This is a genomic window from Rhizobium sp. 01T417, assembly GCF_056398905.1.
This window is the reverse complement of record NZ_JBFTQH010000063.1, coordinates 1-20,208: the sequence shown is the minus strand read 5'-3', so window position 1 is coordinate 20,208 and position 20,208 is coordinate 1. Positions and strand designations below refer to the sequence as shown.

At 59.5% G+C, this 20,208-nt stretch carries 14 protein-coding genes, 1 tRNA gene and 2 pseudogenes; 10 read left to right on the top strand and 7 right to left on the bottom strand.

The window, feature by feature from the left end:
• A pseudogene (locus AC1DPR_RS30260) lies at positions 1 to 147 on the top strand (IS481 family transposase); the annotation flags it as partial.
• A 42-nt stretch (positions 148 to 189) separates the two neighbouring features.
• Here AC1DPR_RS30260 and AC1DPR_RS30255 read toward each other — a convergent pair.
• Genes AC1DPR_RS30255 through AC1DPR_RS30245 form a run of 3 tightly spaced genes read right to left on the bottom strand, consistent with a single transcriptional unit; the run spans position 190 to position 2,948 of the window.
• Complete coding sequence (locus AC1DPR_RS30255) at positions 190 to 1,125, bottom strand: DUF2950 family protein (protein ID WP_477817861.1); 936 nt, start codon at positions 1,123 to 1,125, stop codon at positions 190 to 192.
• Positions 1,126 to 1,159: 34 nt separating this feature from the next.
• A complete protein-coding gene (locus AC1DPR_RS30250; protein ID WP_477817862.1) occupies positions 1,160 to 2,587 on the bottom strand; it encodes a DUF3300 domain-containing protein in 1,428 nt (475 codons plus the stop codon).
• Between the two features lie 46 nt (positions 2,588 to 2,633).
• Positions 2,634 to 2,948 carry a hypothetical protein gene (locus AC1DPR_RS30245; RefSeq protein ID WP_025658824.1) on the bottom strand — a complete coding sequence of 105 codons (315 nt, stop codon included), beginning with the start codon at positions 2,946 to 2,948 and terminating at the stop codon, positions 2,634 to 2,636.
• Between the two features lie 318 nt (positions 2,949 to 3,266).
• On the opposite strand from AC1DPR_RS30245, the gene AC1DPR_RS30240 reads away from it, so the two are divergent.
• The 6 genes from AC1DPR_RS30240 (at position 3,267) to AC1DPR_RS30215 (ending at position 10,582) form a co-directional block, all read left to right on the top strand.
• Entirely contained in the window at positions 3,267 to 3,608 is a 342-nt protein-coding gene (locus AC1DPR_RS30240; protein WP_018856449.1) for a DUF3302 domain-containing protein, read from the top strand.
• On the top strand, positions 3,608 to 4,765 hold the full coding sequence (locus AC1DPR_RS30235) for an HlyD family secretion protein (protein WP_018856448.1): 1,158 nt from the start codon (positions 3,608 to 3,610) through the stop codon (positions 4,763 to 4,765). The genes AC1DPR_RS30240 and AC1DPR_RS30235 overlap by 1 nt, the downstream gene beginning before the upstream one ends.
• A gap of 104 nt (positions 4,766 to 4,869) precedes the next feature.
• The gene (locus AC1DPR_RS30230) at positions 4,870 to 6,546 is read left to right on the top strand and encodes a SulP family inorganic anion transporter (protein ID WP_477817860.1); all 1,677 of its coding nucleotides are present in this window, start codon (positions 4,870 to 4,872) and stop codon (positions 6,544 to 6,546) included.
• Between the two features lie 15 nt (positions 6,547 to 6,561).
• The gene (ppk2, locus tag AC1DPR_RS30225; RefSeq protein ID WP_018856446.1) at positions 6,562 to 7,398 is read left to right on the top strand and encodes a polyphosphate kinase 2; all 837 of its coding nucleotides are present in this window, start codon (positions 6,562 to 6,564) and stop codon (positions 7,396 to 7,398) included.
• Between the two features lie 52 nt (positions 7,399 to 7,450).
• Positions 7,451 to 8,590, top strand: coding sequence for an AI-2E family transporter (locus AC1DPR_RS30220; RefSeq protein WP_477817859.1), 1,140 nt, complete (start codon positions 7,451 to 7,453; stop codon positions 8,588 to 8,590).
• Positions 8,591 to 8,791: 201 nt separating this feature from the next.
• Positions 8,792 to 10,582 (top strand): hypothetical protein, encoded by a 1,791-nt coding sequence (locus tag AC1DPR_RS30215; protein ID WP_169684464.1) that lies wholly within the window; start codon positions 8,792 to 8,794, stop codon positions 10,580 to 10,582.
• A 56-nt stretch (positions 10,583 to 10,638) separates the two neighbouring features.
• Here the strand turns inward: AC1DPR_RS30215 and AC1DPR_RS30210 are convergent, their stop codons facing one another.
• Positions 10,639 to 11,589 (bottom strand): hypothetical protein, encoded by a 951-nt coding sequence (locus AC1DPR_RS30210; protein ID WP_018856443.1) that lies wholly within the window; start codon positions 11,587 to 11,589, stop codon positions 10,639 to 10,641.
• Between the two features lie 942 nt (positions 11,590 to 12,531).
• On the opposite strand from AC1DPR_RS30210, the pseudogene AC1DPR_RS30205 reads away from it, so the two are divergent.
• Positions 12,532 to 13,032 (top strand): annotated as a pseudogene (locus tag AC1DPR_RS30205) (IS30 family transposase); the annotation flags it as partial.
• A gap of 39 nt (positions 13,033 to 13,071) precedes the next feature.
• On the opposite strand, the gene AC1DPR_RS30200 reads toward AC1DPR_RS30205, so the two are convergent.
• Together AC1DPR_RS30200 and AC1DPR_RS30195 are read right to left on the bottom strand one after the other, a co-directional pair.
• A complete protein-coding gene (locus tag AC1DPR_RS30200; RefSeq protein WP_477817858.1) occupies positions 13,072 to 14,070 on the bottom strand; it encodes a sulfite oxidase in 999 nt (332 codons plus the stop codon).
• A 385-nt stretch (positions 14,071 to 14,455) separates the two neighbouring features.
• Positions 14,456 to 15,838 (bottom strand): FAD-binding oxidoreductase, encoded by a 1,383-nt coding sequence (locus AC1DPR_RS30195; RefSeq protein WP_025658815.1) that lies wholly within the window; start codon positions 15,836 to 15,838, stop codon positions 14,456 to 14,458.
• Positions 15,839 to 16,159: 321 nt separating this feature from the next.
• Here AC1DPR_RS30195 and AC1DPR_RS30190 point away from each other — a divergent pair, with 321 nt between their 5' ends.
• Together AC1DPR_RS30190 and AC1DPR_RS30185 are read left to right on the top strand one after the other, a co-directional pair.
• The gene (locus AC1DPR_RS30190) at positions 16,160 to 19,675 is read left to right on the top strand and encodes an AAA family ATPase (RefSeq protein ID WP_169684504.1); all 3,516 of its coding nucleotides are present in this window, start codon (positions 16,160 to 16,162) and stop codon (positions 19,673 to 19,675) included.
• 41 nt (positions 19,676 to 19,716) lie between these two features.
• Complete coding sequence (locus AC1DPR_RS30185; protein ID WP_477817857.1) at positions 19,717 to 19,977, top strand: DUF4242 domain-containing protein; 261 nt, start codon at positions 19,717 to 19,719, stop codon at positions 19,975 to 19,977.
• Between the two features lie 123 nt (positions 19,978 to 20,100).
• Here AC1DPR_RS30185 and AC1DPR_RS30180 read toward each other — a convergent pair.
• A tRNA-Met gene (locus AC1DPR_RS30180) sits at positions 20,101 to 20,177 on the bottom strand.
• Between the last annotated feature and the right edge of the window lie 31 nt (positions 20,178 to 20,208).

The window sequence follows — 20,208 nt, the reverse complement described above, 5'->3', positions numbered from 1 at the left end:
GCCTTCGTCACTGCTTACAACTTCGCCAAACACCTCAAGGCGCTCCGATGGCGAACGCCCTATCAAGCAATCTGCAACGCCTGGACAAGGGACCCGTCAATCTTCAAAATCAATCCGCACCATCTCATTCCGGGACCACACACCTAGAGGCTTCGGGGCTAAATTGAAGCGTTCTGCCGGAACCACACCTCAGTCGCGCACGACCGTCCAGTTGTCGTCGGGGTTGAACTCCTTGATCGCCGCGGCGCGCTGCTCGGTCTCGGGCCCCAGATCTCGCTGGTAGACGATGTTGGAACCATTGACGACGAAGGTCTGAGCCCCGGTCACGTGATACTTGACCGGCCAGGCGATCAACGCAAAACCGCCCGTCATGTTGCCATTGACGATATAGCTCTGCTTTCCACCGATCACGTTGGGGCCCTGGGCCGTCAGGATGCGATAGCGGTAGCCATAGTAGCCTTCGCCGCGCTTCGCCTTACTGAAGGCGGCCGTTTCGATCAGGGGCCCCGCCGGGCTTTCTTCATCAAAGGCACCGGGCTCCCAGTAGAGGCCGTCGCGTTGTCCCGGGGTGCTGATCAGCTTCTGCGCAAATTCGAAAAGTCCGTCCTCGTCCTCGTCGATTTGCGCGTAGGCGTATTGGGCGTTCACATAGTCATGCATCGTCTGGATTGTCGCCAGTTCGCTCTGACCGACGCGGCGGTTGACGATCTCCTGCAAACCGACCTCGGTATCGAATGCCCATTTGCCGTCCTTGTTCTTCGACAGAGGAAAGGGCAGCGGCCACATGACGTCGCCAATCAGAACCACCTTGCGATCATGGAGGTCCTGCAATTGCAGTTGGCGCAACGCGCCCTCGCGGATCGTTTCATAGCTTAACATCGCCTCCTTGCTGGATCGCAGTTTGGCCGCGTCCAGACCGAGAAGGCTCGCGAGGCCATCGATATCATTGGCGCTCAACACCGTCTTGAACCGCTCAAGCGCCGCCGATGGGTCATCGAATGACGGCGGCGTACCGGCCACGAATTCCTGAAGATTCGTCTGAATCTGCGACATCGACGGGGCCGCCCACGCCAGGGAGAGAGCCGTTCCGAGCAACAGCGGAATCAACGTAAACTGTGGTCTCATGGTTTATCTCCGGAAATCTGAATAGCTGGACACCCTATCGCCGACCGCCACCTCCACGCCCCCCGCCGCCACGGCCGCCGCCGCCGTGTGGTATCGGGCGCGAGCGTTGAGCGGAGGGACGTGGACCACCCCGTTGCCCGCCTCCCATGCTCTGTCCGCCTCGCTGGGAAGCCACCGCTTCACGCCGGCCGGACTGCACGTTGCCGAGGGCGCTCGGTTGGCGCGAACGGTTGTCGGGCCGCGCCGCCATCTTCGGTGCGCTTGGCTTCTTGACTGCCGGCTTTGATGGACGGTTGGCAGCATTGCCCGGTCGATTGGCGGGATTTCCTGGACGGGCATCCACGCGATTGCCCAGATCGCCCGGGCGGGCATCCGGACGCGCCCCACCCGGCCGGTTGGCGACAGCATCGCCTGCCCTCGGATTTGCCCTCAGGCCCTCCGCAGTGCTCTTTCGAATATCGTCAGCACGTGTGCTGACATTTCTGGCTCCTTGTCCGCGGTTCGCCTGCCGGTCGCTGACCTTGTTCTTGAGCTGGTTGCGGTTGTCGGACTGCAGGCTGGATTTGATCGCCGAACGATCGATGTTGGCGAGCTGATCCCTGTCGATATTCAGCTTGCTGCGATCGACCTTGGTCCAGTCGACGTCGTTCCATTTGACCTTGCCGTTGAAATTTCGGTCGTTAAAGCAGTTGTTGCAGTCGATATCGACATCGCCGCGCCAATTGCCGCCCCAAACGCCCCAATCGTCCCAATTGACGATGGCAGCCCAGGCGACGCCCGTCACCGCGGCGGCAAAGAACCCGGCACCCGGATAATAGTAGCTGTCGTAAGAATTGGGATAGTAGGAGATCGGAGCGGCCGTATAGCCTGGCTCATAGAGCATTTCGGGTGGATATTGCGGGATATAGACCTTCTCGGGATTGGTCGGTCGTATGACGACGTTCTCGTTCTCAGTCACGACCGTGATCTTGTCGTCGGTCTTGATGACGTTCTTCGCCACCGCTTCGTCGCGAAGCTGCTGAATGGCGATCAGTACATCCTTTTGCTGGTTTGTAAGCGCGTCACCCAGCGATTGAGTCCAATCGAGGTCGTCGCTCATCATCTTGACGATATCTGGATAGTTGAGGAGCGAGATGACACTTCCATCCCAATCATCCTTCGGCTTGAGATCGGCGTCTTTCTTCTTGGCCTCCAGGAAACGCTGAGCCTCGATGACCTGCACCGGAAACAGTGAAGCCGCCGAGATCGCCGCCACGAGCTCGTCCGGATAGAGGGCGATGCGTGCCACAAGCACTTCAAGCTCATTCTCGGAAAGCAGAGCGGCCTCCGGCGCCGTCGCCTCTGTCGAGGCGGGTTTCTGTGTGGGGGTCGCGGTCTGTGAATATGCTGGCGGGCCGGGATGCATCGAAATGATTGCCAGCGCAGAAAGCCCCGCAAGCAATCTCAAATATCTTGCTTTCACCACGCAACGACCTCCTCTGAATCAAAACAAATTTTGTGTAAGTGCCTCACGGAGATTTTGGTCTGGTGTCCGAAGGCCGCCTAAGCATCACGATTTTCGATTGTGCGAGCGCCTCACCCATTTCCTTCAAAAGGGCTTCAACCAGTGCGGCATATTCTTGCCGCCGCGCTTCGCGCACGCTTTCGGGAAGGCGCTCGATATGCGCCAAGGTTTCCACCGCGATTGCCAGATCCTCGCACATGCTGTGAAACGCGTCGCTCCCGTAAAAGAGCCGCTGCACCAGCTGCGCCTGGCCAGGAAAGTGCGCCTCGGCCCTTTCGAGAACCGACAAAGGTGTAGAATTGCTATCTCCCGAAACCATCCCCGCCCCGCTGTCAAATGCGTTAAGCAGAGTTGCATCATATAGCGTCAGCCCGGAATGGCGGCGTAACTTACGCGATCCTACGTTCGGCGGAGTTTTCCCTTTGCGCCGGTCGCTCCTGCCATCCTCCATCGATCTGCTACGGCGACCATCCAAGATCATCTTCAGCGGCTGCACCTTTCGTCAGACCAATAGAGGATACGTGATGCTACGGGTCTTTGCGCCAAAGTGGGTCTAGTATCCGCAGGTCGACAGCAAGCGAACGGGCGGCCAGACCAAGCCGAAGAGGCGGCCAGACCAAACCGAAAAGGAGGAACGGTGTTTCTCGACTATTTTGCACTGGGAGTGTTGCTCTTCGTCGTAGTCACTCTGTTCTATGCAGTGATCGCGATCCACGACATCCCACACCTGATCGCCAAGGCCAGGAACCATCCGCACCAGGACGCCATCCACGTTGCCGGATGGGTGAGCCTGTTCACGCTGCACGTCATCTGGCCCTTCCTTTTCATCTGGGCCACCCTTTACCGCGAGGATCGCGGTTGGGGCATCCGGACGGATGGCAAGCTATCCCCAGAAGCCGAAGCCAACGCTGAAATTGCCCGTCTCCACGCACGGATCGCGGAACTCGAGGCTCCAATGGCAGAGAGGGAGAAGGTCTGATGGAATTACTCCTGATGCTGACCTACGCGGCTTTTTGCTTCGCGATCTTCAAGTTGTTCAGAATTCCAGTGAACCAGTGGTCGCTTGCGACGGCTGTCCTCGGCGGCATATTCATCATTGCCGGGCTGGTGCTGCTCATGAGCTACAACCATCCCTATTCCAGCGATGGGCGCATTTATTTTACCTCGGCTCCGGTCATCCCGGTCGTGGGCGGCCAGGTCGTAGAGGTGCCGGTCACGCCAAATGCTCCGTTGAAGAAGGGCGATGTTCTCTTCAGGATCGATCCTCGGCCCTATCAATATGCCGTCGATCAGAAAACGGCGTCGCTTGCCGAAGCCAAGCAGACCGTCCTGCAGTTGAAGGCTGCTCTCGATGCCGCCAATTCGGCCGTAACAGGTGCGGAAGCATCTAGGGACCGCTCGCTGCAGGCCTTCGAAAAGTTTCAGGCATCGAATGAAAACGCAAAATCCAGCGGCAGAGGTGCCGTCTACTCCGAACTCGAAGTCGAGAACCGGCGCGGCATCTACCTGACGGCCGAGGCCGCCGTCGATACAGCCCGTGCTCAGGCGGCGCAAGCAAGGCTCGCCTACGAGTCCGAGATCAACGGAACGAATCCCACGGTCGCGCGGCTGGAGGCAGAGTTGGCGAACGCGCAATACGAGCTTGACCAGACGACCGTGCGCGCACCGAGCGACGGATACGTGACGCAGGTTTTCCTACGTCCCGGCATGATGGCGAATCCCCTGCCCTTGCGGCCGGTGATGGTCTTCATCAACAGCGAGGACCGGTACCTCGCTGCCGCCTTCATTCAGAATTCGCTCCAGCGCGTGCGGGTTGGCGACGAGGCCGAGGTGGCGTTCAAGGCCGTCCCCGGCAAGATCTTCAAGGCGCGCGTCCGGGAAGTCATCGATGTGATGGCGCAAGGCCAGTTGCAGCCAGGCGGCGCGCTGATCGACCCGCAATCGCCCGAACGGCTGTCGCCGGGGCAGACACTGGCGGGTATCGAAATACTGGAGAGCACCGACGGGTATCAACTGCCCGGCGGTGTGGTCGCCGAGGTCGCGGTCTACACACATTACTGGCACCACGTCGCTCTCCTCCGAAAGGTCCTGCTACGCATGAGCAGCTGGATGAACTACGTGTTCCTCGAACACTGAACGCATCAACAATTTCCGGTCGTTGCCTGGATGCGGCGGCCGGACAAGCTTGGAGATCAACCACGAGAGAGCAGAGGGAGCCCGAGTTGATAGGCAACCTACTAATGTTGCGGGGCCTGGCCGGTTTCAAGAAAGACTGGCTTCGTAGCGATATCCCTGCCGGGTTGTCGATCGCCGCGGTGGGTTTGCCGAGCGCCATTGCCTATCCGGCGATTGCTGGCCTGCCTCCAGAGACCGGCATCTACGCCAGCATCGTTGGGCCGATCGCCTACGCACTTTTCGGCCCTTCCCGGCTCTTGGTCGTCGGCCCCGATGCCGCAACGATGACGGTGCTTGCGGCTGCGATGACCGTTATCATCGCGGCCGATCCGGCTGCTGCCAACATTGACCGGGTTGCCATCGCATCGGCGCTCGCCCTTGGCGTCGGCGTCTTTTGCATCGCCGCAAAACTGCTGCGCCTCGGCGTCCTCGCGAGCTTCCTGTCGCGCCCGATCCTGGTGGGCTTCTTTGCCGGCGTGTCGCTTTCCATCCTCGTCGGGCAGATCAGCCGCTTCACTGGTGTAAAGATTGAGTCGGATGGTCTCCTTGCGCCGGTCGCCGAAATTCTTGGCAAGGCCGCCTTGATCCACTGGCCGTCGCTTCTCTTCGGTCTCTCCATGTTTGCGCTGCTTTGGATCGTCAAGGCGTTCCACCTCAAGGTTCCGGGTCCTGTGCTCGTGGTTGTTATTTCCGTCATTCTCTCGGCGCTTTTCGACTTCCAGGGACGTGGCATGGCTGTCGTGGGCAATATCCCAAGCGGCTTCCCGAGCTTTTCCCTGCCGGCAATCCATCAGATGCCGCTCGATAAGCTTGTGCTTGGTTCGGCCGCGATCTTTCTGGTGAGCTTCGGCGCCGGCATCGTGACCGCGCGAAGCTTCGGATCGCGCACTGGTGAAAACGTCAATGCGAACCAGGAACTGATCGGTCTCGGCGCGGCCAACATCGCGCCCGGCCTGTTCGGTTCCTTTCCCATCAGCATGTCGGACTCGAGAACCGCGATAAACTTCTCCACGGGCGGCGTCTCCCAGCTGGCGGGACTGGTCTCAGCTGCCACGCTGATCGCCGCTCTTGTATTCCTCCACAGCGCTCTGCGGATCCTGCCGATCCCCGCGCTCGCAGCCATCCTTGCAAGCGCCGCCATCAGCCTCATCGATATTCAGGAACTCAAGAAGATCTGGAACATCAGCCGCATGGAATTCGTCTTTGCGCTGATCGCCATGTGGGGCGCAATCAGCTTCGGCGTCCTCAACGGCGTGGTCGTTGCCGTTGCCGCAACCTTCGTCTACCTCCTGCGCAAGACGATGTTTCCGCGTGACAGCCTTCTTGGTCACATTGCCGGACGGCACGGCTTCTTCGAGCTCGCCCGCTTCCCGGAAGCGCGCCCCGTCGAAGGCGCTGCCGTCTTCGCCATCCAGGGCAACATCCTGTTCTACAACGCAGACTATGTCCGCATGCGACTGACGGAGGTTGCCAGAGAGCTTGCTCCCGGAACCAAGTGCTTCGTTCTCGACGCCGGTGCCATCACGCACGTTGATAGCACAGGTGCGCTCGCACTCGACGCTGTGGCCGATGACTTGGCCAAGCGGGACATCGTCTTTGCCATTGCTGACGTCAGCGAGGAGAGTCGCGGCATCCTGGAGCGTGCCGGGTTCATCAAGAAGATCGGCGCCCACAATCTTTTCAATGGTCGGGAAGAGGCCCTGCGCGCGCTCATGGGCAATGTCGCAGGGAATGCGCGTTAAACAATGGAGGGAACGATGGACGAAGCATACGATCCGAAGCAAGAGGTTCCAGCGGAACGCAAGGGCAAGCATAAGAAAGCCAAGTCCTGGGACTACGACAAGGAAATCAGGCGACTGCAGATCGAACTGGCGAATCTGCAGGCATGGGTAAAGAAGTCGGGCGCCCGGATTGTCATCATCTTCGAAGGCCGTGACGCCGCCGGCAAGGGAGGGATGATTAAGCGGATAACGGAAAAGGTCAGCCCGCGTGTATTCCGCGTCGTCGCCTTACCCGCTCCCACCGATCGCGAGAAAACCCAGATCTATATGCAGCGCTATATTGCGCATTTGCCGGCAGCCGGCGAGGTCGTGATCTTCGACCGCAGTTGGTACAACCGCGCCGGCGTTGACCGCGTCATGGGCTTCGCCAGCGAGAAGAAGGCTCAGCGCTTCCTGGAACTTGCGCCCCGCTTCGAGGCGGCCATCGTCGAAAGCGGCGTTATTCTGCTGAAGTATTTCCTGACCGTCAGCGAGGAAGAACAGGAACGCCGCTTCAAGCGCCGCATCGACGATCCGGTTCGGCAGTGGAAACTCAGCCCCATGGACGTAGAGTCCTACCAGCGCTGGTGGGACTACACGCGAGCCTATGACGAGATGCTGCGGATGACAGACAGCAACCACGCGCCGTGGTGGCTCGTGCCTTCCGACGACAAGGAGCGCGCCCGGATAAACTGCATCTCCCATATCCTGCAGTCGATCCCCTACGAGCGGGTAAAGTTCGACGCGCCGGATCTTGGCAAACGGCAGAAGCGGCCATCGAACTATGTCGAGGATCAGAGCGTCAGGCATGTTGTGCCGGAGACGACTCGATGACGCCTGATCCGTTCAGGCATGCACTGTGGAAAACCGTGGAATAGGCTACGCAATGCAGCAACAGAAGAGCGGGACCGCGGCAGAAGCCGGTCCCGCGCCGATTTCGGTAGAGGCACGGGTCAGCGACTTGGTGCGGATCGGCATCATCGGGCTATTCGCCTATTGGAGCCTGCAGCTGATTGCGCCATTCGCGCTGATCGTCATCTGGTCCGCGATCCTCGCGGTAGCGCTCTTTCCGATGTTCACCGGTCTGTCCAGACTTCTAGGAGATCGGCCCAAGCTTTCGGCCACCATTATTGTCATAGCGTGCCTTGTGCTCATAATCGCGCCATTGGCGCTTGTCGCGGTCAATTTCGCCGATGCAATCCTGGCTCTCGTGGCGCAATTGAAGTCCGACAATTTCACCTTGCCCGCGGCGCCTGAGGCTTTACGTGGTTGGCCAGTGGTGGGCGAGCGCCTTTACGCCGGCTGGAACCAGGTCGCCGGCAATCTCGCGGCAGCAATCATGAAATTCCAGGCGCCTCTCCGCGAGGTCATGGGAGTCATCATCGCCAAATTTGCAGCAATCGGCGGTGGGGTGCTGAGCTTCGTCGCGTCGGTCATTCTCTCCGGCATCTTCCTCACCATGTCCCCCCGCCTTGCAGCAACGATTCAGGTATTGGCGGGCCGCATCGGCGGAGAGAGGGGGGTTGGCTTTGCGCGGCTGGCGGGATCAACGGTTCGCAACGTCTCGCGCGGCGTCATCGGCGTAGCCTTGCTTCAGACGCTCCTATGCGGCCTGTGCTTTGCCTTCTTCGATATTCCGGCGCGCGGAGCCCTGACTTTTGCCGTGTTCATGCTTTGCCTGATGCAGCTTGGCCCTGGCCTCGTTCTTATCCCGGCCATCATCTGGGCATGGTTCTCCTGGCCTGCATCGATGGCCTTTGCCTTCACTGTCGTGGCGATCCCGATCACGGTCGTGGACAACGTGCTGAAGCCGATCTTGATGTCCCGAGGGCTTTCAACTCCGATGCCGGTAATCCTCATCGGCGTCATCGGCGGAACTCTCTCGCATGGCCTGCTCGGCCTGTTTCTGGGGCCAATCGTGCTCAGTGTCTTTTACGAACTGCTGCGCGCCTGGGCTTGGCCATCAGAGACATTGCCCGGGGCTACGGCTGCCCCGGCGATGGCAGAGAACACCGGCACGGATTGAATTTTATCCAACGCTGCACCTATCGATCGGTTTGATGGACTGTTCTAGGCCAAAACCAGTGACCCAAATCGGACTGCACCGCGCTCAACCGGCGGGTAACCATTTGAAGGTGTATCGTATGTAGCGGTTGCAGCCACCGGCAGTTCTGAGCTAATACTATATTCAGCTAAAATATTTGCGTGATCTCGTTAGGGCGTCATCATGAGCAGCGCAATAGCCAAGCCCTCGAAGCCGACGGCCGAGGAAATCTACGACCAACTTGAACGGATACTGGCGAGCGAAGAATTCCATTCGCCGGAGCGGGGCCGCAAGTTTCTGCAATTCATCATAAGCGAAGCCTTGGCAGGCCGATCGGAATTCCTGAAGGCCTTCACAATCGCCAATGAGGTCTTTGGTCGCCAGGTCAATTTCGACGCCCAGAACGATCCTGTCGTCAGGATCGAAGCAGGCCGAGTCCGCCGAGCACTTGAACGCTACTACCTCATCGCCGGCCAAGCGGACGAGGTAACGATTACGATCCCCAAGGGTGGGTACAGGCCGTGCTTCGAATATGCTCACAACGTTCCGACACCGTCGCTCGCGGCGCCGCAGTTTGATCTCGCGCCAGCGATCGAGCGTCACCGTGACACCGGGCCGCTTCACAGCCTCGGCCAATCTTTCGGCCGCCCTCAATTATCGACCACGCTGACGCTCGGCACCGCCCTTTTGCTCGCGGCAGCTTCGCTTTATATCGTCCTTCCACAGGCATTGTCGGGGTGGCACCAAAATCCCTCAGGCGCCTCGCCGACAGAAGCGGCCGAACCCAGAGTCATTGTCGAGTCCTTTGAGGATGAGGGTTCCGCAAATGCTGCTTCCGACATCGCGCGTGGCCTGAGGGACGAGATTATCGGCAAGCTAGCAAAGTTCGATGACATCGTCGTTGTCGCGGATGCGTCGAAGGCCGAACAACCGAGCCCGAATGCTTATGGTTTGCAAGGCAATGTCCAACTCGACGGGCCAAGATTGCGGCTTGTCGCCCGGCTCGTGCGCCAATCCGACGGTGCAGTGATTTGGGCGAACAATTACGACGCGGACCTTCGCGCGCAAAGCAAGCTCGAGATCCTGACCGGCGCCGCTGAAGAGATCGCCAGCACTGTCGCGGAACCATATGGTGCGGTTTTTCAAGCCGACACCGACGCACTTGCCCGGCATCCGCAGAGCGGAGATGCGGACGCCTATGCCTGCAGATTGGCTTACTATAGCTACCGTAGGTCGATGAATGCCCAGACGCACAACACGGCGCGCGACTGTCTGCAACGAGCGACAGAGCTGTTTCCGAAAAGCGCTGCCTCCTGGGCGCTTCTGTCCCTCACCTACCTGGACGAGATGAGGTTTCGTTATAAGCTCGGCACATCCTCAACGGACGAGACGCTGGAATTAGCCGCCAGCGCGGCGGAGCGGGCAGCCTCGCTTGCCCCAAACGATGCGCGTGTCCTTGAGGCTCTCATGCAGGTGAGCTTTTTCAGAAATGATGTCGACAAAGCCCTTCAGGCGGGTGCTGCAGCCTATGCCATGAACCCCAATGATACCGAGGTCGCGGGGGAATACGGGTTGCGGCTGGCCATGTCGGGGAAATGGCAGTCAGGCTGCGAGCTGATTTCGAGCGCCGTCAACAAGAATGCGGGCCCGAGGGGATACTACGAAGTGGGCATGGCATTGTGTGCCCTGATGAGGAATGACGTCGGGGCCGCGGAACTGTGGTCTCGCATGTCCGACCTGGAATACAATCCCACGCATCACCTCGTGCTCCTTGCTATTCTTGGCACGGCCGGGAAAACGGCTGACGCCAGGCAGGAACGGGAATGGCTGAATGCCCATGCATCCGGATTGATGAAGAACATCCGCAAGGAGGTTTCCTTGCGTCTGCAGCGCCCGGAAGATCAGGAAGCATTTTTCAAAGGTCTACGAGCCGCAGGTGTCGCAATCGAACCCGCCGCGGACACCGGTAAATAAGTTCGACGCTGCAGCATCTGTGGCATCTGCACTCTCTATATGGAAGGAGGCTGACCCTACTGCCTCCGAGATATCGCATCCGCGATCAGCCGGGCGATTTCATCCTGCACGTCAAGAATGCGTCCTTCGTCAAGGTTTCTGTCATAGGCGCCTGTCCAGACAACGGTTCCGTCGGCTCGATCAACCAGCCGGATTTGGACATGCAACCGCTTATCCTCGGTGCCCACGCTGCCCTGGATGGAGAGTGACGGTTGGTTTGGCGCCGCGATATGCGCCTTCGGCCCAGGCGTCCTGACAGCGATTGATTTGACCTTCGTCAGTTCCACAATGACGCCATCCGTCAGACTCTTGGCGATGCCGGCGTCGCCATTGTCCCGACCTATGCCGACCAAAGGCTCCACGACGATCTGCGGCCGCATCTCATCTCCCGCAGGCAAAGGTGTGCCCGACGAAGGGTTCAGTGAAGCAACCAGTTCTTGGAGCGGCCGCATCAGCACCAACATGCCCATGGCGGCGATGACAAGCAGGACACCAACCGGCAGGATAAAATCCCGGTAGGCAAGCGGACGTTTATGTTGCGCCACCGGCGCCTCCTGCACGTCGACATCTTTTCCCGGCGAATGACGTCCTGACGCAATCTCTGACTGGCTTGCGGTGAAACTCGGTACGTATCCACCCTTGGGTATGGCGATGTGTATGGAATCGCTTTGCCCGACCACGAGGTAGTATCGCTCCAGGGCGCGGCGAATACGCCCTGTTTCGATACGAACGACCGGATCGTTTTGGGCATCAAAGGAAGCATCTCGGCCGAAGACCGCCTGCGCAATGGTGTAAGCCTTCAGATTCTCTGATCGTCCCGCCAGTGCTTCATCGACGACATATGCAAGAAATCTCCGACTACGCTCCGGAACCTGAAACTCGGCGCTCGACAAGATGCGATCAAGCTGATCACGAACCCTTTCGGGTTCCAGTGACAGATCATCGCCTTGTCCGCCCCGCGAACTCATGGCTCCCTCCCGTAAACATATCGCTCTCACAAGCGCTCAAGGCGACGTATAGGGCTTGCGACCCGACCGGTCGCTCTGTCTCGCAGACTGTGCCGCGACGAACTTAAGACTCTCAGCTGCCTGTCGACGGGGTAAACGTCGTGTAGATCCCCAATGCTCTGGGGCTTCATTTTGGAATGATATGGAATCCATAGATGCGATAGCAAGTCGGGAACAACCACACACTCCCGAGTACTTGAAATCGCGGCGACCAGCGGCAAGGCCGATCACTTTCACAAGCAGACCCTGCGCTCCGCACTCGAGCCCAGGCTGGTCAGAAGTCTTGTCATCAAGGAGATTCGCGCCCGGTTATTGTCTGGGCTTTTTGGGTTCCCGCAGACCCCGGCTCGTCAAACCCTCAACTGGCGGGCTGAGCTCGGCACGTCTGACACTTCGCCACCAAGGATGCGGTCAGCAAACGACAGGTTGGAAACCCCGTAGCGCTTCAATAGCTCAGCGTCTTCATTGGCGCGAAACTCGGCCTGGTGCGAGGGTGACGAGAAATACTTCCCAATCAAAATCGGCAGACGAATGCTTCTCAGGTTCCTTTGCTGGAAACATGTTCCAGAACAACGCATCGCCGATCGACTTGATGATGGAACCATCGGCAAAGTCGCTCGGATAATAGTTCCCGATTGCCTTGGAATTCCAAAGCGTTGCCGGGCCGAATGTGCCACGTTCCCCGGTGCCCGATCCGAGTCTAAGGCGATCACGCGGCTTCGGGGGCCAGTCCGGCTCGTATTCGGATGCGGTCAGAATCGGGGCTTTGAAAGGCTCTTCAAGATGTGAGTTGTCAAAGCATACCAGCCATTCGCCTCCGACCAGCACTGCGGAGGAGGCGCACGCGGTGCCGACCAACAACTCGACTGTATTCGTAGCCAGCCGGTCGTCGAGATTGAGGTTCTAAGCGAGAGGCCTGCGTCCGCTGACGACCGTGCAGTCCCCGGTCACTGGGAGGGCGATCTTATCGGTGGGTCGAAGAACAGTTACATCGCGACGCTGGTCGAGCGTCACTCGCGCTACGTCATGCTGATCAAGGTCGCCAATAAGGATACCGAAAGCGTAGTTTCTGCGCTGATAAAGCAGTCACAGAAACTGCCGGGCGAACTCTACAAATCATTGACCTGGGATCGGGGCAAGGAGTTGGCTGACCATCAACGACTGGCAATAGCCGCTGACGTTGAGATTTACTTCTGCGATCCCAGATCACCCTGGCAGCGCGGTTCAAATGAGAACACCAATCGATTGCTGCGCCAATACCTACCGCGCGCCACTGACCTGTCCGTACATAGCCAAGCCCAGCTCAATGCTATCGCCAGGCAGCTCAACGAACGTCCAAGAAAGACCTTGCTTTATCAGACGCCCGCGCAAAAATTTGCAGAATGTGTTGCGGCGATCAATTGAACCCACTGCCATAAGCCGCCATTCCGCCCACGCGGGTGATTAGATCACGAATTCCTCCGCGTACGTCTGTGGCTCGGGAACGACCGTAACATCCACCGGAATAATCCAATTGGCCGCGTAGCTCTCGCAGTCGGAACGCGGGAGGTCGGGCTGCACGCACCCCGCCCCATCGATCGCGCGACATCGCAGTATATATCGCCCCACTTTTTCAGGGGTCCACATGTACTCCCACAAGCGCCATGCGAAGGGACATTCTGTTTCGAGAAGCCTTCCCTCGCGCCAGCCCCTGCCATCTCCGGTGCAGACCTGCACCTGCCGGATACCAGCCTCTCCGCTCCAGGCGGCTCCGAAAATCCGGCACGGTTGGCCGAGGATGAGATGCGCCCCCTGTACGGGACGCGCGATCTGCGCTTTGACCTCCATCTCCGTAAGGGGGACCAGCCTAGGTTCCCCAAGGCTGCGCTCCCAACGGAAATAGTCGCGCGCCTGCCAGTAGCCAAGGAACGGTTGCTCCACAACCGTGATATGCGTGATCCACTTGACCCAAGCCATGCCGAACCAGCCACCCACCACCGCGCGTAGCGGGTAGCCGTGATCGCGCGTCAACGGTTCGTCGTTCATCGAATAGGCAAGGATCGTGCTGTCAGCGACGGCCTTCTCCAGCGGTAAACTGCGGGCAAAAGCGATGGGGCCTGGAGAAGCCGTTTTCTTGTTCGCGTCGACGACGCCGCTGTCGGCGCCTACGAGCAGAACCTCATGTGCGGTTCGCCTAACGCCCGCCATTTCCAAAATCTCGCGCAGAAGAACACCCGTCCACGCGGCGTTGCCGACGGCCCCGTTCTGCCACTGCAACCCCTCCTTCGCCGGCACATAGTAGACGCGCCCATTCCCTGCGCACTCGACGACGGCGGTGAAAGTCGTGCTCTGCATCGCCTTGATGCTGTCGAGGTCAAGTTCGATCGGCCGCTCCACCGCCCCGTCAACGCGCAATCTCCAGTCTCGCGCATTGAGGTCCGGTGACGGAAAATGGTTTCGCACGAAGAACAGCTCCGTTGGGATCCGCCAATCGGAGAGCGACGCAAACGGAAACTCGATGTTCTGTGGGGATTTCTGTCGAACTATTAGACTGGGTTGCTGTGGTGTCGGCATCGTCCTCGTCTCTCCTTCCAAGAGCACAACGTCGGCTCGGTCGCGCGAATTCCGGTTCGATCACACCGCCCCTCGCCGTGCGTCTGTCGCATTCCGCTTTCGGGCCGCATTCTAGCACATACCGCACGTTCCTCGGATCGATCTCGAACGGCAGCAAAGGGCCGCAAGCGGCCTCGGCGGGTGACGCCATTACGCCAAAGGTGTACATTGGCAGCCACCATCGCAGTGGCCGCCAGGATCGAGGAAGCGCCTTTCAGTGACGCCCCTCTCGGCGTCAGGCGGCAGGGCGAATATTGTGGTTCATCCGAAACAGGTTGCTCCCGTCGTACTTCTTTTTCAGGTGGACAAGACCCTCGTAATTGTCGCCATACGTGGCCTTCAGGCGCACATCGCCTTCGTCGTCCATCATGAAGTTCGGGTAAGCGCCGTCGAGGTTGAACGGGTGGACCGCCTGCCAGTAGTCGGTCGCCCATTTTTTCAGCGTCGCCGCCTGGCGCGGATCGGCGTCAACGCCGGCAATAACCATCGACCATGTGGCATCCCGGCAATTCCACGCCGTTTCATCTCTTGCCTTGCGATGGACGGCGGCATCGATCGGGTAGAGGTGCATGCACGAGGGTTCGCTGGGTGCCTTGGCCACCTGCTCGATGTGTGCTTCGATCGCCGCGTCCGGAAGCGTCTTCACAAAATCACCCTTCCAGTACCATTGAAGGCCCTTCGGAAAGAGTCCGTCGAACATGCCTTGAAGTGTCGGGTACGGGATCGGACCGGCAAAATCGACAATCGGCTGCGGGAGCGCCCTGCGGACGGCGTTAACTGCCTTCTCCCCGTCGGCGACCGCTCCATTGTAGGAAACGAGAAGCACGCAGATCTTCTTGCCACGATGCTCCACCGGGAACGGATCGGCGGAGGGAACCGTCTGCAGCCCAAGGAAGACGTAGAACTCGTCCGGCGCAGTCGCCAAAAACTCGCGGTACCAGCGCATCACCGTCGCAGCATCCTTCAACTCCCAGAAGATCGGACCGGCATAAACGCTGTCCGCAGGGTGCGCCTCGAACAGAAAACTGGTGACCACACCAAAGTTGCCACCGCCGCCGCGCAGCCCCCAGAACAGATCCGGGCGCTCGGCCTTGCTGGCGGTGACGAGCGTGCCGTCCGCGAGCACGACGTCGGCCTCGATCAGATTGTCGATGGCAAGCCCATATTGGCGGGTGAGGTATCCGTGGCCGCCGTTCAGCGTCAGGCCCGCCACACCTGTGGTTGAGACGACACCGAAGGGGATGGCAAGCCCAAAGGCGTGGGTGGCATGATCGACCTCGCCGGTCGTACACCCGGCCCCTACACGAACTGTCCGCTTGACGGGATCGACGCGCACACCCCGCATCGGCGACAGGTCGATGACGATGCCGTCGTCAACGCTGGCAAACCCAGCCCCGTTGTGGCCGCCGCCCCGGACGGCGATCGGAAGTTCGTTGTCGCGGCCGAAGTTCACGGAGGCAATCACGTCCGCAGCATCCGTACACTTTGCGATCAAGAGCGGCCGCTTGTCGATCATGGCGTTGTAGAGCCTGCGGGCGTCCTCGTAGTCGGCATGGTCGCGCCCGATAAGAGCACCGCGAAGAATCTGTGTGAACTTCCCGATATTTTCGCTGATCATAACACCCTCCTGAAGCCGAGCCTCCGAGCTCATGACGTCGAATCGAATACTGACGAGGGGCGTTTGAAGGATGATGCGCTGACGACTGAATTCGATCCCCACAGCGGTCGATTGCGACTTCGAAGAATGCGCTGCAAGATGCGGATAGTCTATAATCGTCCTTAGTGTTGGCGCTGAAATGCCGCATGATCTGCGAGGGCTGCGTTCGCAAATTCGCCATCGATTGCTCGGCCTGTTCAACGCGAGCGGCTCCCGGCACTGCGTGGCAGGATGCCGACGTTCGTGGTATTTTTCGGGAACGGTTGAGCGGATTGAAAGTCGATGCAGACGATTGAGGATTGGCTAGCCCAACTCGGTCTCGGCAAGTACGCCGCGGCCTTCATCGAGAATGACGTCGATCTGCGAGCGCTCCCTCATGTCGCGGAATCCGACCTCCGTGAACTCGGCGTCTCGCTTGGTCACCGGAAGATTATTCTAGCCGCGATAAACGGACTTGCGCAGCAACCTCCGGACGAACAGCAGCCCGCTCCCGTCGCGACGGACGCTGCGGCTGACCGACGGCTGCTCAGCGTGCTCTTCTGCGACCTCGTAGGATCGACTGCGTTGTCGGAGCAACTCGACCCGGAAGACATGCACGAGCTGATCCGCCGTTATCAGGATAGCGTCGCGGGCGCAGTCACGCGGTTCGGAGGCTATGTCGCCAAGTATCTCGGAGATGGCGTGCTTGCCTATTTTGGGTGGCCCATGGCTTATGAGGACCACGCCGAGCGCGCGATCCGGGCCGGTCTAGAGGCGATAACCGCCGTCGATGCGCTGCAGTCGCCCAACCAGCGGGGACTGAAGGCTCGGATCGGCATCGCATCCGGGCACGTGGTCGTTGGCGACACCGATGGCAGCGCGAAGGAGCGTGGATCGATCGCCGGCGACACCCCAAACTTGGCGGCACGTCTGCAGGGGGCGGCCGCCCCAGGGCAGATCGTGGTCTCGAACAGCACCCGCCGCCTCGCCGGGCGGTCGTTCGAAATCGCCAGCCTCGGCGAGCGGACGCTGAGAGGCTTCACCTCGCCCACTGCGCTGTTCGAAGTCCGCGGCGAGCGAGAGGTGGACAGCCGTTTCGAAGCCGCGCATTCCAGAAAGCTCTCGAAATTTGTCGGACGTGCCAGCGAGATCGGGCTACTGCTCGAACGGTGGGAGCTGGCGAAGGCCGGCCAAGGACAGATGGTCTTTTTGTCGGGGGAGGCGGGCATCGGAAAATCCCGTCTTGTCGAAGCCTTCGAAGAACATCTGCGCGAGACAGAGCATGAACTCATCCGATTGCAGTGCTCGCCCTATCACGCCACATCGGCCTTTTACCCGATCGTCGAGCGACTGAGCCGGGTCGCGATGTTTACGCCGGCAGACGACCGAAACACGCGAGTCGAGAAGTTTCGCACCCTTGTCAGCCGCTACGGCGAAAGGCCCTCGGAAGTTGGTGCGATCTATGCGGAGCTGCTTTCGCTCGATGGCGGTGACGAGTTCAAGCCGCTAAATCTCTCCGCCCACCAGCGTAAGGAACTTCTCGTCCGCACTCTCGCGAACCGATTGCTTCTTGCGACCAGAATCGCACCGGTGCTCATGGTCGTAGAAGACGCACACTGGATGGATCCGTCCACCATCGAATTGCTAGAAGAACTCGTCGGCCGGCTTCACGGTACGGCCGCCCTCGTCGTCGTCACCCATAGACCGGAATGGAGCGCGGACTGGGCCAGTGGATTGTCGCAGTCGACAACACTCTCCATTGGACGTCTGACTAGGCAACAGATGCGCGAGCTCATCGGATCGATGGACTGCGACATTTCCGAACAGCTTGCCGAAATGATCTTAGAGCGAGCGGACGGCGTGCCGTTGTTCATAGAGGAGTTGACCCGCACGATCATCGAGAGCGGAACGTCACCGTCGCTCAACGTAGAGATCCCGGACAGCCTGCAGGGTTCTTTGATGGCTCGTCTCGATCATCTAGCGGCAACAGCCAAAGAGGTCGCCCAGATTGCTGCCGTTATTGGCAGGGAGTTCGATCGTGGCCTTCTGTCGAAGATTGCAGGTCTCGATGATCGGATCCTCGAGAAAGCACTGCACCAGCTTGTTTCCAGCCAGATCGTCGTCGGAGGCGGTGTCTTGAATGATACCCTCGTTTTCCGTCATGCGCTCATTCAGGATGCCGCCTACCAATCGCTCCTCAACCGGCGGCGGCGACATTTCCACGAGGAAATCGCCAAGGTTCTCGTCGACCAGTATGCCGATGTCGCTGCCACGCAGCCCGAACTCATCGCCCAACACTACGAGAAAGCGCAACGGGTCGAACTCGCGCTTCCATACTGGATGAAAGCTGGAGAACGAGCCCTTGCACGATCCGCCAACTACGAGGCGGTCGACCATTTCCAGAACGCACTGTCGATCGCGGAACAGTTGCCCAACGAGCCCGGCCACCAAACAGACCTTCTCGCAGCAGTCCTGAAACTAGGCGACGCCCTGTACGCTGCCGGCCGCATGACGGATTCGCTGGCGAAATACAGGCTGGCCGCCCCATTGGCACGCAAAGCGGCAGACACTCAGGGCTTCGTTCGCGCAGTGATCGGCCTCGACGGCTCCCAATTTCTCTCCTCGAACTCGCTTGCCGAAACACTGCCGCTTCTCGAGGAGGCCATGGCGATGGTTGAACCAGCGGACAAGAAGTCGCGGTGCCAGATTCTCAGCCACCTCGCGCGGGCTTACGCCTACCTCAGTGACAGCGAGAGGGCCGCAAAATGCCATAGCGTTGGAATAGAACTTGCCCGGGAGGTTGGCGACAAGACTTCTCTTGTGGAGCTCTCCGTTCTCCCGCTCCTGACAGCCTCACCGGTTAAAACCGCCACGGAGAAAAACAACCGGATGGCCCGCATTGACGAAATACGACGCCTTGCGGGCGAGATCGACGATGACGATGTGCTAACCAGGGCGCTTTCCATTGACACCTACGTCTCGACTGAACTGGGCGAGCGCGCACGGGCCGATCGGGCGGTCGACGCCCTGGAGGAACTCGGCACCAAGCGCCAGCATCTCAACGTCCAGTTCTACGCTCGGATCGCAAGAGCGATGATGGCCATCCTCGATGGGAGGTTCACCGCCGCCGAGAAGCTTGCCGAAGAAGCGCTGAAGCTGGGCAAGCACACCCTTGGCGTGGCACCCGAAGGTGTCTACGGCATGCAAATGTTCGCGATCCGCCGGGAGCAGAGCCGTCTCTCGGAGGTCGCACCGGTCATGAAATTGTTGATCGAGGAAAACCCGGACGAAATCACCTGGCTGCCGGGCTTCGCGTTGGTCGCCTTTGACCTGGGTTATCGGGAAGCCGCCCAGCGGAGATTGGAAGAGCTTTTCAGCACACGCTTCACCCTGCCGCTTGACGGAAAACGAAGCGCATCCCTCTCGTTTCTAACGGAAGTCGCCGCCGGCCTGGGGGACATGGAAGCGGCCAGGACACTCTATAAGCTTATGCTCGACTACAAGGAGATGACCGTCACGATAGGTATGGCGACTGTCTGCTTCGGTGCCGCAAGCCGCTATCTGGGCATGTTGTCCGCCGCGCTGGGTGAATTCGATCGGGCGTCAAAGCACTATGAGCATGCTCTCGAGATGAACTCGGCGATCGGCTCGCGACCGTGGCTCGCGCACACGCAGGCCGAATATTCCGATTTGCTAATGAAAATAGGTAGCAGAGCCGCGATAAAGAGAGCAATGTCCTTATCCGAGCATGCCCGGTCAACTGCGGCCGAACTGGGAATGGTCAGGCTGCAACAGCGACTGAAGCAGACCATTCATTAGGATCAGAGGTTCGCCGCTTTGGGTGAGAAGAGGGTCTCATCATGCCACGCTATATCATCGAAAGAAACTTTGCCGAACAACTCCAACTGTCGAAAGAGGGAGTCGAGGAAATCAACCTGATCAACGACGAGGAAGCGGTGAAGTGGATTTTTTCGTTCCTCAGCGCCGACAGGAAAAAGACATACTGCCTTTACGAAGCGCCAAATCCTGAAGCCATTCGCGCCGCGGCAAGGAGGAACAATGTCCCCGCGGATGTGATCATTGAAGTTGGCGGGGAGATCGGCCCCAATATGTTTGCATAGCCCTGCCCGACCGCCCCTCCCGGCTGCACCTGCTTGAGCTACCGAATTTACACGTGAAGGCCGTCCGCCTATGCGGAGGAGGTTTCTGTGAGGCGACTTGACTGGCAAATATTCAGGTTTTGTTGGTTGCGGGGGCAGGATTTGAACCTGCGGCCTTCAGGTTATGAGCCTGACGAGCTACCGGGCTGCTCCACCCCGCGCCAAGTGCAAAACCCTTTGGGTTTTGTCACG

Excerpts from the sequence above, each read along its gene's own strand:
- AC1DPR_RS30255 (WP_477817861.1), bottom strand. The coding sequence starts at position 1,125 with ATGAGACCACAGTTTACGTTGATTCCGCTGTTGCTCGGAACGGCTCTC.
- AC1DPR_RS30190 (WP_169684504.1), top strand. The coding sequence starts at position 16,160 with ATGCAGACGATTGAGGATTGGCTAGCCCAACTCGGTCTCGGCAAGTAC.
- AC1DPR_RS30235 (WP_018856448.1), top strand. The coding sequence starts at position 3,608 with ATGGAATTACTCCTGATGCTGACCTACGCGGCTTTTTGCTTCGCGATC.
- AC1DPR_RS30195 (WP_025658815.1), bottom strand. The coding sequence starts at position 15,838 with ATGATCAGCGAAAATATCGGGAAGTTCACACAGATTCTTCGCGGTGCT.
- ppk2 (WP_018856446.1), top strand. The coding sequence starts at position 6,562 with ATGGACGAAGCATACGATCCGAAGCAAGAGGTTCCAGCGGAACGCAAG.
- AC1DPR_RS30245 (WP_025658824.1), bottom strand. The coding sequence starts at position 2,948 with ATGGTTTCGGGAGATAGCAATTCTACACCTTTGTCGGTTCTCGAAAGG.
- AC1DPR_RS30185 (WP_477817857.1), top strand. The coding sequence starts at position 19,717 with ATGCCACGCTATATCATCGAAAGAAACTTTGCCGAACAACTCCAACTG.
- AC1DPR_RS30210 (WP_018856443.1), bottom strand. The coding sequence starts at position 11,589 with ATGAGTTCGCGGGGCGGACAAGGCGATGATCTGTCACTGGAACCCGAA.
- AC1DPR_RS30220 (WP_477817859.1), top strand. The coding sequence starts at position 7,451 with ATGCAGCAACAGAAGAGCGGGACCGCGGCAGAAGCCGGTCCCGCGCCG.
- AC1DPR_RS30230 (WP_477817860.1), top strand. The coding sequence starts at position 4,870 with ATGTTGCGGGGCCTGGCCGGTTTCAAGAAAGACTGGCTTCGTAGCGAT.
- AC1DPR_RS30215 (WP_169684464.1), top strand. The coding sequence starts at position 8,792 with ATGAGCAGCGCAATAGCCAAGCCCTCGAAGCCGACGGCCGAGGAAATC.